We start from the raw sequence: 12500 nt of genomic DNA, 5'->3' as shown, positions 1-12500 counted from the left end.
CGTCACCCCGTCCGGAACGAGTAATCCAGCGTGTCCGCCGAGTGGGTCAGCGACCCCATCGAGATCACGTCGACACCCGTCGCCGCGTAGTCGGGCACGTCCGCGACGGTGATCCCGCCGGATGCCTCCGCCAGCGTGTCGTCGTCGCGGTCGCGGAGCTTCGCGACGGCCTCGGCGGTCTCGTCGGGGCTCATGTTGTCCAGCAGGACGATGTCCGCACCGGCGTCGGCCGCCCGCGGCGCGTCCCCAGGATTCTCTATCTCCACTTCGATCTTCGTGGCGAAGGAGGCCAGTTCCCGAAAGTGGTCGACGGCCCCCTCCAGCCCCATCTCTGCGACGTGGTTGTCCTTGACCATCACCATGTGCGAGAGATCGAGTCGGTGGGTGTCGCCGCCGCCGGCGACGACCGCGCGCTTCTCGACCCCGCGCAGGCCCGGCGTCGTCTTGCGGGTGGCGGCGATGGCCACCGCGTCGTCCACCTCCCGGGCGGCCTCGACCGCACGGCGGGTCTTCGTCGCGACGCCGGAGGCGTGGCCCGCGAGGTTGACCGCGACGCGCTCGCCGCGCAGCACCTCGCGTGCGGGGCCCGCGACGCGCAACACGGTGCCGCCGGTCTCGACGCGGTCGCCGGCCTCCGCGGCGCGTTCGGCACGCACGTCCAGATACTCGAAGACGGCACAGGCGGCGTCGAGGCCGGCGACGACCCCTGGCTCTTTGGCGACGAGTCGCCCCGTCGTCTCCCCCGGGACCTCGTTGGTCACGTCGTGGTGGCCCAGATCCTCACGGAGCCAGTCCTCGACTGTCGAGTCGGGGAGCATCAGTCGTCGGCCCGCGGCTCGGGTGCCTGGCCCCCGTCCGCGCTCGTCTCGACGAGGTGGTGACAGCCCACCGACTCCTCGTTCTCGGCGGCCTGTCGGGCGATCAACAGCGCCGTGACGCTGGCCGACCGGAGTTCGTACAGCGACCGCGAGGTGCGGGTCCGGGTGTAGGCGTCGACCTCACCCTTCAGCCGGCGCAGGACCGACATCGCACGGCCCAGTTCGTCGGGATCGCGTTCCAGTCCGACGTACTCGTCCATCACGCGCCGGAGGCGGTGGAACTTCTCCTCGGCGAAGCGCTCGGGGAGTTCCGGATCCCGTTCGAGCAGGTCCGGCGCTTCGATCACGTCGATTTCCTTGCCGGCGGCGTCCGCGCCGGCGCGCAGGCCCCAGACCAGCCCCTCCAGCAGGGACGTGGAGGCCAGCCGGTTCGCGCCGTGGACGCCCGTGCGGGCACACTCGCCGACGGCGTAGAGGCGGCCGAGGCTCGCCCGACCGTGTTCGTCCACGTCGACCCCGCCACAGAGGAAGTGTTCGGCGGGCGCGACCGGGATGCCGTCCTCGTAGTCGACGCCGTGGTCCTCGCACTTCTCGACGAGGTCGGGGAACTCGCCCGCGAAGTCCAGCGGGCTCACGTCGAGGGTGACCTCGCCGGTGGCGTCGCGTTCGGTCTTGACCGCACGCGCGACCACGTCCCGTGGTGCGAGTTCGGCGTCCTCGTGGTAGTCGGGCATGAACCGCTCGCCGTCGCCGTTCCGGAGGACAGCGCCCTCGCCCCGGACGGCTTCGCTCACGAGGAACGGACTGTCGTTGGCCACACAGACGGTGGGATGGAACTGGACGTACTCCATGTCGGTCACGTCCGCACCCGCCAGCGCGGCCATGGCGATGCCGTCGCCGGTCGATCCGGCGGGATTGGTCGTGCGCGGGTAGAGGTCGCCGATGCCGCCGGTGGCCAGGACGACCGCGCCCGCGTACGTGGGCTCGAAATCGCTATCGGATTCCAGGATCGCGCCGTGGACCCGGCCCTCGTGGCGGATCAGTTCGAGCGCGGCGGTGTCGTCCCGGATCGTCACGTCGTCGTGATCGTCGAGGTAGTTCAGGAACGGGACGTGGACGTGCTTGCCCGTCGAGGCGTCGACGTGCAGGATGCGGTCCGCGGAGTGGGCGGCCTCGCGGCCGAAGTCGAACTCGTCCTCGCCCATCCCCGTCGTGTCGAACTCCACGTCGAGTGTCTCCAGGAGTACGTCCTCGACGGCGGCGTTCGCGTTCTCGACCAGCACGTCCACGGCCTCGGGATCGGCCGTGTCGCTGGAGGCCGCCAGGATGTCGGCCTTGAACTGCTCGGGGTCGTCGCGGGCGATGGCGATGCCGCCCTGTGCCCACCACGAGGACGCTCCCTCGGGGCGGGTGGCCTTCGTCGCGACGGTCACGTCCGCGCCCTCGCGGGCGGCGGCCAGCGCGCTCGCGAGGCCGGCGATGCCGGAGCCGACGACGAGTACGTCGGTTTCGTTGTCGCTCATATTAGATCTCCAGCATCCGGTCGAGCGCGACCTGTGCGAGTTCCTTCTCCTCGGGCGCGACCTCGATGACGTTGCGCTCGCGGCCTTCGACCAGTTCCTCCAGTACCCACGTCAGGTAGTTCGGGTCGATCTGGCGCATGGCGTTGCAGTCCATGCAGGCGTCACCGCAGAGGGGCAGGACCTCCACGTCGGGGTGCCAGCGGTCGAGGTGCTTGGCGAGGTGGATCTCCGTGCCGATGGCCCAGGTGTCGCCGGGTTCGGCGTCCGCGACGGTCTGGCAGATGGTCGAGGTGGAGCCGACCACGTCGGCGGCCTCGACGACCTCGCGGCGACACTCGGGGTGGACGACCACGTTGGCGTCCGGCCGTTCCTCGCGCAGGTCCTCGATGTGGCTCGCGCGGAACCGTTCGTGGACCTGGCAGTAGCCGTCCCAGAGGATGATGTCGTTCTCGGCGGCTTCCTCGGGGTCTTTGCCCTCCGGGTCCCAGGGGTCCCACTCGACGATCTCCTCGGCCATGTCGAGCCGGTGGGCCGTGTTCTCCCCGAGGTGCTTGTCCGGCAGGAACAGCACCTTGTCGCCCTGCTCGAAGGCGTACTCGAAGGCCTTGTGGGCGTTCGAGGAGGTACAGACCAGCCCGCCCTGCTCGGCACAGAAGGCCTTCAGGTCGGCGTAGCTGTTCATGTACGTGATCGGGATGATGTCGTCGTCGGTCGCGGCCGTAATTTCGGCCCAGGCGGCGTCGACCTGCAGGGCCTCGGCCATCCCGGCCATCGGACAGGACGCCTCCATACTCGGGAGGATCACGGACTGATCGTCGTCGGTGATGATGTCCGCGGACTCGGCCATGAACGTCACGCCGCCGAAGATCACGTAGTCGGCGTCGGCGTTGGCCGCCTCCTTGCTCAGCTGGTAGGAATCGCCCACGAAGTCGGCGTGCTCGACGATCTCCCGTCGCTGGTAGTTGTGTCCCAGGATGACGACGTCGTCACCCAGTTCGGCCAGGGCCGCCTCGATGCGCTCGGTGCGCTCGTCCTCGTCGAGGTCCCGATAGGCTGGCGGGAGCTGTTCCAGGTTGTCGTATTTGAAGAGACTCAAGTCCGTCTCGAACTGCGCTGTTTCCATTTCCGGCACGTGGACCACCCGATTGGTGTTGTATATCGTACGGTATTCGGTATTGAAAAGATTTTGCCTTCAATGTGCGGGACCGGTGGGATTCCACGCAGATGTTGCCGGTGTATGGGGCGCTTCTCCACAGCGATGACGGCTCAAGGGCTCTCGAAGACGAACTCGCCACCGATCACGGTCGTCGCGCTGGTCGTCCGTACCACGTATGACGCCCACGTCCGGTGGGCCCGAAGGCGGCCTCGGACGCTACACCACCCGTTTTCGGCGTTCCTCCGAACAGTAGGATTAAAGTATAGGTTGCCATGATGACAAACAAGCATGGATCGCCGCAAGTTCCTCGCCGCGACGGGAAGTGCCCTCGGTGCCGCGAGCCTGGCTGGCTGTGGCCTGCTCGGGTCGAACGAACTGCCGCCGCCACGGCGATCGGACGTGTTCGAGTCGATCGAGGCCTCCGCGAACGCGCTGGTCGTGCCGCTGGAGAGCCAGCCCGAGGCCGAAGCCGCCGCCACGGACGGCAACAACGCTGTCGGCGCGGACGCCGTCGGGTCGCTCGCTCCCGTCGGCGTCGCTCGCGCAGCCAAGGGGCGGGGTGCCGTCGGCCGCGGGAGCAGGGGGTCGTACGCGGGCGCGCCCCACGGCGCGCACGGTCGTGCCATCTGGCACGGGGAAGACGACGACGACGAGTGGCGGGACGACCACCAGAGCCAGATCGAGATGTACCAGGTCGCCATCCCGGCGGTCGCGTTCGCCCGCGTCGGCGGGCCGACCGACGACGAGGACAACCTCCCGGGTGCCGGCCCACCGGGCAACTGGGACGCGCGGATGCAAAACGTCGACGCGGGCGAGCAGGTCCGCTGGGAACGCGATCTCCGCGAGGGCTGGTACCGCGTCGGTGCCAACCTCCAGGCCGAGAACGGCGACCGCGATCTGGGCTGGTCGGCCGTCGATCTGAACGTCGTCGAGAGCGGCGGTCAGTTCCAGATCGACGAGAAGTGGAAAGTCGAGCCCCGACTGAACACGTCGGACTGAGCCCGTCGTGACGACGCCCTCCAGACGCAGTACGGTCTTCGGGATCACGTTCGTCGTCGCCTTCTGTAGCATCGTCTACGAACTCGTCTACTCGGAACTGCTGACGGTGATCTTCGGCGGCACCGTCGTCCGCTACTCCATCACCATCGGCCTCTTTCTGTTCTCGCTGGGCATCGGCGCCTTCGCCTACCGCTACGTCGACGCGGACCCGGCGAACTTCTTCCGCCTGGAGGTGTACCTCGCGCTGGCGGGTCCCCTCGGACTCGTCTTCATCGTCGCCGTCAACGCCGTCCCCGTCCCGGGCTCCCAGACCGTGGAACTCGTCGCCGAGACGGTCGCGCTGTGGCTCTCGCACCTCCCTATCGTCGTCGTCGGGATCCTCTCCGGACTGGAGATCCCCTTCCTCACGGATCTGGCCGACGCCGAAGCGGACGCCGACCTCGGCGCGCTCGCGGTCGTCGGCTCGCTCGGCCGAGGCTCCCAGCGACTCGCGCGGGGCCTGCTCGGCCTGCTCTTTCGGGTCCCGGACCCCGACGAGACGCCCGGCTCCGACGAGGGGGCCGACGACGATGGAAGTTTCTCCGCCATTCTGGGGATGGACTACCTCGGGAGCCTCGTCGGGACGGTCACCTACGCCCTGGTCCTGTACCCGTCGCTGGGCCTGATCGCGGCCGTGTTCGTCCTCGGACTCCTGAACGCGGTGGCTGCCCTCGTCGTCTACCTGCTGTATCGGGACCGGCCGGCCGGTGATTCCTCGGCCGTGACGGGAGCGACCTTCGGCACAGGCGTCCGCGCGCTGCTGGTCGTCTGTATCGTCGCCTCCACGGCGTACGCCGGTGCGCTGGCGGCCGACGACCGCGTCGAGTCGGAACTCCGGACGCTGTACCTCGAAGAGGGCATCGAAGACGAGTACCCCGACCGGAACATGGCCGTCTCGGTCACCGACCACGAGACCACCCGATATCAGGACATCGTCCTCTACGAGCGCGAGTGGACCGGCTCCGGTGCGACCGACCCGTTCCCCGACGGGCCCGAGACCTGCCTCCGGCTGGACGCGGCGATCCAGCTCTGTGAGAGCTGGGTCGAGTCGTACCACCACGGCCTCGTGGACGTGCCCGCCGCCTTCGAACCGCTGGCGGACCGGAACCTCTCCGACGACCGCGTCCTCCTGCTGGGCGGCGGCGACTGGATCGCCGCCAACTACCTGCGCGACCACGGCGCGACCGTCGATATGGTCGACCCCGACCGGGAGTTCCAGCGGTACGCGAAGGAGCACCCGTTCTTCCGGCGGTACCACGACGACGCCTACCGCGATGAGAACCTCACCGTCCACCGCCAGGACGGCTACGCCTACCTCCGGGAGACCGACCGCAAGTACGACCTGATCCTGTTGGACCTGCCCGGCGCGCGCAGTGACGACCTCCTGCATCTGTACTCGACGGAGTTCTATCGGCAGGTTCGCCAGCACCTCACCGACGACGGGCTGGCGGTGACGTGGGCCTACACCCGGTACGGCTTCCCGAAACACCGGAGCGCGTACCTCACGACCGTCGAAGCCGCCGGCTTCGACTCGTACCTCCCGTACCACGCCTACGGCGACTCGAACGGCGACGGCCGGGCCGAACGGGGCGAACTGTTCTATGCCCTCTCGCCGGGCCCGACGCCCGCCCTCGACCTCGATTCGGGCGGCGCGTACCTCGACCGCCACCGCGACCGCTACGCGAGTCTGGAGTGGCGGTCAGTGCCCTCGTTCCGCGGCGTGGCTCCCAACAGCGTCTTCCACCCAAACTATGACATCGTCGTCGACTACGGACCCTGAGGTCCACACGGATCGGCTGTTCGTCGGCTTCGGGAGCGACAGCCCCGACTGCGACCGGCTGACCGTCTTCGCCGAGACCACCGTCGATCTCTGTGACGCGCCGGCCGAAATCGCCGTCATCGGGAGTTCCCACTACGTCTACGCTCCCGACCTGGCCTTCCGGGAGATGATCTCCTGTAAATCACTCTCCCACGACGCCGTGGCCGAACTCTCCCTGCCCGAGGGCGACGACCGGCGACTCCGCTACGCCGGCGAGTCGGTGATCGCCGAGACGGCCGTCTCCATCCGCGACATCGACACCTACCCCGCCGGGCGCGACTTCGAGCTGGCCTACGAGTTCGAGCCCGACGCCTACACCGCCATCGCGGTCGACGGCGACGGCTACGAGACCTATCACACCTACCCCGAACACGGCTGTCTGGTGTACTCCGAGACTGTCTTGGGGCGGACGGACGATGCCGCGACTCAGCGGTAGATCTCTCGCCGCTCCCGATCCGAGAGGTCGACGCTGGCGTTGGCAGGCACCCGACAGAACGAACACTCGTCGGAACTGGCGACCGTCGTGAGCGTGAACGTCAGCCCGAACAGCGAGAGGACCTTCTCCTCGCGGCGCTCGATCACGCGCTCTGCGTCGTGACCGCAGTACTGGCAGTGGTCGCGTTCGATCTCCGTCTGATAGGAGACCAGATCGAGCCCGAACCACCCCAGTCCCGCGTAGGCCTCGTCGCGGGTCGTCTGCACGAGGTCGGGTTCGCTCCCGGTGTCGAACGACTCCCGGGAGATGGAGTTTGCCTCCCCCTCGTCGCGGTCCCGCCGGAGCGACATCGCCTCGCCCAGGGCCAGCGAGTTGCGGTCGCCGGTGAGTTCGAGGACGACGGTCTCGTCGTTGCCGCGGACGCGGACGGAGTTGTGGTCGCCGGCCAGCGCGAGTCGGAACTCGTCGGCCGCCGGGGTCACGTCGACGGCACAGCGCTCGCCGGTGACGGCCAGGCTCTCGACGGTGCCGGCGTCGACGCTCTCGCGGTCGCCGCCGACCGCCGCCTCGTACTCGCCGGACTCGGGTGCAGGGCTCATGGCTGGGCGGGTTCGTTTGCACTGGGACGGCGGCGGGCTTGAAAGTTCGTGGTTAGCCCTCAGGTGCCACAGATCCGGTGGAGGTCGTCGAGCGAGTCGATGTCCCACGTGGGCCAGACGTTGAGGTCCCAATCGGTGCGGTGGGGCCGGCGGATGAACGCGGAGTCGATGCCGGCGTTCTCGGCGGCCCGGATATCGGATTCGTTGTCGCCGACGTACAGCGCCGAGTCCGCGTCGAGGTCGGCGAGCGCCCGCTCCAGGTAGTGGGCGTTGGGCTTGCGGAGATTGAGGCTCTCGATGGTCGCCTCGCGGCCGTAGGCGGTGTCGAACAGCCCGTCGATCTCGAAGTGATCGAGCAGGAAATCGACCGTGGCCTGCTGGTTCGAGCTGACGATGCCCCGCTTGATGTCGAGGTCCGCGATCGTCGACACGTCGCCGTACGGCGTCTTCCGGCCGGCTCGCGCCTCTGCTTGCTGGGCCTCCGAGACCGTGCGGTCGCGTGTAATCCAGAACTGGTCGGGATCGAGATCGTACGTGTCACAGACGGACGCGACCTGTGCTGGGGTCGCGCCGATGGTCATGTCCTCGACGTGGTCGGGGTCCGGGTCGGTGACGCCGAACTGCGCGAACGTATCGGCAGTGGCCTCCCGGAGCACCTCGAAGTGCGTCCGACCGACGAGGACACCGTCGTTGTCGAAGACGACGGTATCGTAAGTCATACTACCTGTAGCGTCGGCGATGAAATAAGCGTTTCCGCTCTCACATCTCCGAGCGCTTGATCAGCGCGTACAGCACGAGCCCACCGAGGATGACCGAGAGGTACACCTCGGCCGCCACCAGGATCCGGGAGGCCCACCCGTCGGCCCCGATGTTGCCGTACCCGATGGTGAGGAACGTGATGTAGCTAAAGGAGATCATCGTGTAGAACTCACTGAATCCGGCGGGCGTCGTCAGCTGTGAGAGCGAGTCGAGTTGGTGGCTCGGAGCGGTCTCGAACGCTGGGCCGCCGAAGGTGTAGAAGAAGGCGAAAAAGAAGGGGACGACCGCGAACACGGCGAAGATGCGGAAGATGCGCATCCCGTGGCCACAGGTGACGCCGAGGAAGGCGTTCTCGGCGGCGCGAATGCCGTTTTTGAACCGCGAGCCGAGGTCGCTCGCCCCGTCGGCGGCGATGGCGAGGTGTTTCTTCCGGGCGTACTGCTGGCGTTTCACCCGGAACTCGCCGGCGGCTTTCATGTCGCCGGCCGCCGAGGCGCTGTTTTTCGCGTTGAGATAGGTAATCTCGATCACTTCGGGCGTCATCTCGACGGCGTAGGTGCGGTCGGTGGTGTCGTCGAACTCGTGGAGGACCCAGTCGTTGCGGTCGAGATAGTCGGTGTGGGTCGAGAAGTCGAACTCGTTGCCGTCGAACTCGCTGAAGACGGTGTTACAGAACCGGAAGTAATCGAGCAGGCGCTGGCTCCCGCCGCTCTCGTCGGCCGACTGGAGCGTGATGTCGCCGATGGAGGCCCGCGTGAGGTCGTAGCGGACCCAGCCGTCCTTGGGCTGGGAGATCGTGCCGCCGTGGATCGTCGCGTCCGTGAGGTTCACGTACGGGTCGTCGTCGATGGCCAGCACCAGCATATCGATGCGCTCGGTGAACGTGGCGTCCTCGAACTGGATGGTGCCGGCGAACTCGACGCGCATGAAGTTGGCCGAGGTGAACTCCGTCCCGTCGAAGTTGGCGTCGTCCTCGAACGTCGCGCTGTCGAAGGAGGCGTTGTCTTCGAGCTGGTTTGCGTGCCCCTGGAACTCCGCGCCGCGGAAGACGGCCTTCCCCCGGAAGGTGGCCTCCGAGAAGTCGGCGTCCTCGACGAAGCGGGCCTCGTCGAAGTCGGCCTGCCCGTCGAAGGTCGCGTCCACGAAGTCCGCGTCGGCCATGAACCACGCTTCCTCGAAGACGGCCTCGCCCCGGAAGGTCGCGGCCTCGAAGTTGGAGTAGCGAAACTCGGCCTCCCCGAACTGGGCCAGGCCGGCGAAGGTCGCACTCTCGAAGGACACGTCGTCTTCCAGCGACCGCGCGCCGCCCTCGAACACCGCGCCCTGGAAGCGCGCCTCGGCGGCGAAGTGCGCTCCGGCGAAGGTGGCGTCCTCCGTGAACCGCGCCTCGGCGAAGTTCGCTATGGCCTCGAAGGTAGTGTCCGTGAACCGAACGTCGCCGTCGACGCGGACTTCGCGGAACCGCGCCACCCCCTCGAAGGTCGCGCCGTCGAAGGTGCTGGCCCGGAGTCGGACCTGCTCGAAGACGGCCTCGTCGGCGAAGGTCGCCCCCGCGAAACTCGCGTTGTCGTCCATGGCGTTCGACTGTCCGGCGAAGCGCGCACCCCGGAAGGAGACGAGGGCCTCGAAGACGGCGTCGGCGAAACACGTGTCCTCCCGGCAGTTGATCTCTTCGAGTTTCGTCTCGGCCTCGAAGACGGTGTCGGAAAACTCACAGTCCCGGTCGAACCGCGACTCCTCGGCCGTCACCGGCCCGGTGATCGTCGAGTCGACGATCTCGACGTCGTACTCGAAGTGAGCGTCCTCGATCTCGAGGGACCCGACCTCGCAGTTCTCGAAGACGAGCGGGACCATCACGTCGGCGTGTTCGACGCTGATCCCGTCCTCGAACGTACAGTCGCGAAACTCGACCGGGTGATTGTTCTCCCGGCCGACGTCCAGATAGTCCAGTTCGAGTCGCGGGAAGGTTCGACCCTCGAACACCTTCTGGTCGCCCTCGCCGTAGCGGATCACCTCGATCAGGGCATCCTCTACCGCCGTCGCGTCGATCCCTTTCTCGGCCCGCTCGGGGGGCGACAGCTCCAGGATCGACCGACTCTCCGTGAGTGACGTGTCGGTCATTTGTCGAACCATCCGTTGACCTGGCTCAAAAGGTTTTGGAGAGTGAAACGTAGCCAAAGGCTGTCCTTCGGAAACGCTTAGGACGTACCCGCCACACCGTCGGGTATGACCGATCCGTCCGATCTGGCCCGTCGCGTCCGCGAGGGCGAGCTTCGGCTCCACGAACTGGACGATCACGCCGACCCCGAGACGGCCGCCACGGCACGCCGGCTGTTCGTCGAGGGAGAGACCGACACCGACCTCGACACCGTCGGTGAGTACGCCTTCGCGGCCGAGACCGCCGAACCGAACATCGAGAACATGATCGGCGGGACGCAGGTCCCCGTCGGCGTCGTCGGCCCCGTCGATATCGACGGTGGCGCTGTCGCGGGCGAGCGCTACCTCCCGCTGGCGACCACCGAGGGCGCGCTGATCGCCAGCGTCAACCGCGGCTGTTCGGCCATCCGCGCGGCCGGCGGTGCGACTGCACGTGTCCTCAAGAACGGGATGACCCGCGCGCCCGTGTTCACCGTCGAAGACGTGGGTGAAGCCGCGACGGTCGCCGCGTGGGTCCGTGAAAACACCGACGAACTCGCCGAGGCCGCCGAGTCCACCACCAGCCACGGCGAGTTGACCGACGTGACGCCCTACGTCGTCGGGGACTCTGTCTTCCTGCGTTTCACCTACGACACCAAGGACGCGATGGGGATGAACATGGCCACCATCGCGACCGAGGAAGCCTGTGGCGTGGTCGAGGACGAGACGCCAGCCTCGCTGGTCGCGCTCTCGGGCAACCTCTGTACCGACAAGAAACCGGCCGCGATCAACGCCGTCGAGGGCCGCGGGCGCACTGTCGCTGCCGACGTGTTCATCCCCCACGACCTGGTCGAGGAGCGGTTCAAGACGACCGCCGACGCGATCGCGGAGGCCAACACCCGAAAGAACCTCGTCGGCAGCGCCAAGGCGGGCAGTCTGGGGTTCAACGCTCACGCCGCAAACACCGTCGCCGCCGCGTTCCTCGCGCTGGGCCAGGACATCGCCCAGGTCGTCGAGGGCTCGAACGCCATCACGACGGTCGAGGAGCGCGAGGACGGCCTCTACGCCAGCCTCACCATCGCGTCACTGGAGGTCGGCACCGTCGGCGGCGGGACCGGCCTCGCCACGCAGGCCGAGGCGCTGGAGGTCGTTGGTGTCACCGGTGGCGGCGACCCGGCGGGAAGCAACGCCGACGCGCTCGCGGAAGTGATCGCCACCGCCGCGCTGGCCGGCGAACTCTCCCTGCTCTCGGCGCTGGCCTCCCGGCACCTCTCGAGCGCCCACGAGGAACTGGGTCGCTGACCGCGCTCACTCGCCGCTTTCCGTGCGCGAGTCGTCGGTCGTGTCCTCGGCCGCGTCCGTCCCCGTCGCGGGCGTGACGGTCGTCGCCTCGTCGGCGTACTCGTAGGTCCCGTCGACGGTCATCCCCGTACAGTCGGGGAAATCGTCCCGCTGGGGACACCCCTGACAGTCGTCGAGCGCGGTCAGTCCCTTGTACGCGACGTACGGAACCAGGAACCCGACGAAGAGGGCGGCGGTAACGAGCCGGTCGGCCGGCCGGAAGAAGAACGGAAACGCCAGCAACGCCAGGCCGACCGCCAGAATCGCCTTCACCGCCATCCGGGTCTGCGTCCGCCACCGTCCAGCGCTGAGTGACTCGACGACCTTCGGACCGATCAGCGCGACCCCGAGGCCGTAGAACGCCGGCGTCCCCAGTTCGAACAGCGCTGCGCCCGGCACCACGAGTCGTGCGACGAGCAGCGACGACAGCGCGAGGAGCCCGACGGGATAGACGACGAAACACCCCATACACAGCTGTTGACCGTACAGCTCGAACGTGTGATGAGAATAGTAGCGACAGGTCGGGTGATGTGAGAGGAGCAAGGGCTCTTCCTCTCCGAGTCGCGTGATCACCACCCGAAGCGGGTTCCGCATCTATCTGTACTGGTCCAGATTCTCACCACAGTGGCCACAGGTGGAGGCCCCCTGCGAGACGGTTTCCATGCACTCCGGGCACTGCTCCAGCGTTTCCCTGGCCTCGAAGTAGTAGTAGACCCCGTAGGGGAGACAGCAGAACCCACCGATGATTAGCTTGCCCATATCGCCCGTGAACTCCGTTTTCGTCTGCAATCCTGCCATCAATTTCACGGTTTCTGGCATCTGATTTATGGCTTTTGGAATGGAAATAAGAGCTACGCCTCACGGGGGCCGGATGG

12 protein-coding genes are annotated in these 12500 nt (G+C 67.5%); 4 read left to right on the top strand and 8 right to left on the bottom strand.

Annotation, left to right across the window (positions count from 1 at the left end):
• Positions 1 to 2 precede the first annotated feature (2 nt).
• From nadC to nadA, 3 genes are read right to left on the bottom strand one after another with little or no spacing between them, the layout of a single operon-like run.
• Positions 3 to 818, bottom strand: a complete 816-nt coding sequence (gene nadC, locus BMX17_RS01860) for a carboxylating nicotinate-nucleotide diphosphorylase (RefSeq protein ID WP_092657039.1) — start codon at positions 816 to 818, stop codon at positions 3 to 5.
• The gene (locus tag BMX17_RS01855; protein ID WP_092657037.1) at positions 818 to 2341 is read right to left on the bottom strand and encodes an L-aspartate oxidase; all 1524 of its coding nucleotides are present in this window, start codon (positions 2339 to 2341) and stop codon (positions 818 to 820) included. The genes nadC and BMX17_RS01855 overlap by 1 nt, the downstream gene beginning before the upstream one ends.
• Position 2342: 1 nt before the next feature.
• Positions 2343 to 3464, bottom strand: a complete 1122-nt coding sequence (gene nadA / locus BMX17_RS01850) for a quinolinate synthase NadA (RefSeq protein WP_170845298.1) — start codon at positions 3462 to 3464, stop codon at positions 2343 to 2345.
• 321 nt (positions 3465 to 3785) lie between these two features.
• Here nadA and BMX17_RS01845 point away from each other — a divergent pair, with 321 nt between their 5' ends.
• The 3 genes from BMX17_RS01845 to BMX17_RS01835 are packed head-to-tail and all read left to right on the top strand — an operon-like array spanning position 3786 to position 6790.
• Entirely contained in the window at positions 3786 to 4496 is a 711-nt protein-coding gene (locus BMX17_RS01845; protein WP_092657035.1) for a hypothetical protein, read from the top strand.
• 7 nt (positions 4497 to 4503) lie between these two features.
• Positions 4504 to 6315, top strand: a complete 1812-nt coding sequence (locus tag BMX17_RS01840) for a spermidine synthase (RefSeq protein WP_092657033.1) — start codon at positions 4504 to 4506, stop codon at positions 6313 to 6315.
• Positions 6287 to 6790 carry a DUF2617 family protein gene (locus BMX17_RS01835; protein WP_092657031.1) on the top strand — a complete coding sequence of 168 codons (504 nt, stop codon included), beginning with the start codon at positions 6287 to 6289 and terminating at the stop codon, positions 6788 to 6790. The genes BMX17_RS01840 and BMX17_RS01835 overlap by 29 nt, the downstream gene beginning before the upstream one ends.
• On the opposite strand, the gene BMX17_RS01830 is transcribed toward BMX17_RS01835, so the two are convergent.
• The 3 genes from BMX17_RS01830 to BMX17_RS01820 are packed head-to-tail and all read right to left on the bottom strand — an operon-like array spanning position 6781 to position 10269.
• Complete coding sequence (locus BMX17_RS01830; RefSeq protein ID WP_092657029.1) at positions 6781 to 7389, bottom strand: hypothetical protein; 609 nt, start codon at positions 7387 to 7389, stop codon at positions 6781 to 6783. The two genes, BMX17_RS01835 and BMX17_RS01830, sit on opposite strands and share 10 nt — an antisense overlap.
• Before the next feature lie 59 nt (positions 7390 to 7448).
• Positions 7449 to 8108 (bottom strand): HAD family hydrolase, encoded by a 660-nt coding sequence (locus tag BMX17_RS01825; RefSeq protein WP_092657027.1) that lies wholly within the window; start codon positions 8106 to 8108, stop codon positions 7449 to 7451.
• Positions 8109 to 8148: 40 nt separating this feature from the next.
• Positions 8149 to 10269, bottom strand: coding sequence for a pentapeptide repeat-containing protein (locus tag BMX17_RS01820; protein WP_092657025.1), 2121 nt, complete (start codon positions 10267 to 10269; stop codon positions 8149 to 8151).
• 105 nt (positions 10270 to 10374) lie between these two features.
• Here BMX17_RS01820 and hmgA point away from each other — a divergent pair, with 105 nt between their 5' ends.
• The gene (gene hmgA, locus BMX17_RS01815) at positions 10375 to 11586 is read left to right on the top strand and encodes a hydroxymethylglutaryl-CoA reductase (NADPH) (protein ID WP_092657023.1); all 1212 of its coding nucleotides are present in this window, start codon (positions 10375 to 10377) and stop codon (positions 11584 to 11586) included.
• A gap of 6 nt (positions 11587 to 11592) precedes the next feature.
• Here the strand turns inward: hmgA and BMX17_RS01810 are convergent, their stop codons facing one another.
• Both BMX17_RS01810 and BMX17_RS01805 read right to left on the bottom strand, forming a co-directional pair.
• A complete protein-coding gene (locus BMX17_RS01810; RefSeq protein WP_092657021.1) occupies positions 11593 to 12219 on the bottom strand; it encodes a hypothetical protein in 627 nt (208 codons plus the stop codon).
• On the bottom strand, positions 12220 to 12423 hold the full coding sequence (locus tag BMX17_RS01805) for a hypothetical protein (RefSeq protein WP_139203400.1): 204 nt from the start codon (positions 12421 to 12423) through the stop codon (positions 12220 to 12222).
• Positions 12424 to 12500 lie beyond the last annotated feature (77 nt).

Origin of the sequence: Halorientalis persicus, assembly GCF_900110215.1 — an archaeon.
Lineage (GTDB): Archaea > Halobacteriota > Halobacteria > Halobacteriales > Haloarculaceae > Halorientalis > Halorientalis persica.
The sequence above is the reverse complement of the archived record's forward strand: the minus strand, read 5'-3'. Positions and strand labels throughout refer to the sequence as shown.

Coding starts and splice junctions, on each gene's coding strand:
- nadA (WP_170845298.1), bottom strand. CDS start 3,464: ATGGAAACAGCGCAGTTCGAGACGGACTTGAGTCTCTTCAAATACGAC.
- BMX17_RS01825 (WP_092657027.1), bottom strand. CDS start 8,108: ATGACTTACGATACCGTCGTCTTCGACAACGACGGTGTCCTCGTCGGT.
- BMX17_RS01855 (WP_092657037.1), bottom strand. CDS start 2,341: ATGAGCGACAACGAAACCGACGTACTCGTCGTCGGCTCCGGCATCGCC.
- BMX17_RS01830 (WP_092657029.1), bottom strand. CDS start 7,389: ATGAGCCCTGCACCCGAGTCCGGCGAGTACGAGGCGGCGGTCGGCGGC.
- BMX17_RS01810 (WP_092657021.1), bottom strand. CDS start 12,219: ATGCGGAACCCGCTTCGGGTGGTGATCACGCGACTCGGAGAGGAAGAG.
- hmgA (WP_092657023.1), top strand. CDS start 10,375: ATGACCGATCCGTCCGATCTGGCCCGTCGCGTCCGCGAGGGCGAGCTT.
- nadC (WP_092657039.1), bottom strand. CDS start 818: ATGCTCCCCGACTCGACAGTCGAGGACTGGCTCCGTGAGGATCTGGGC.
- BMX17_RS01835 (WP_092657031.1), top strand. CDS start 6,287: ATGACATCGTCGTCGACTACGGACCCTGAGGTCCACACGGATCGGCTG.
- BMX17_RS01820 (WP_092657025.1), bottom strand. CDS start 10,269: ATGACCGACACGTCACTCACGGAGAGTCGGTCGATCCTGGAGCTGTCG.
- BMX17_RS01845 (WP_092657035.1), top strand. CDS start 3,786: ATGGATCGCCGCAAGTTCCTCGCCGCGACGGGAAGTGCCCTCGGTGCC.
- BMX17_RS01805 (WP_139203400.1), bottom strand. CDS start 12,423: ATGGCAGGATTGCAGACGAAAACGGAGTTCACGGGCGATATGGGCAAG.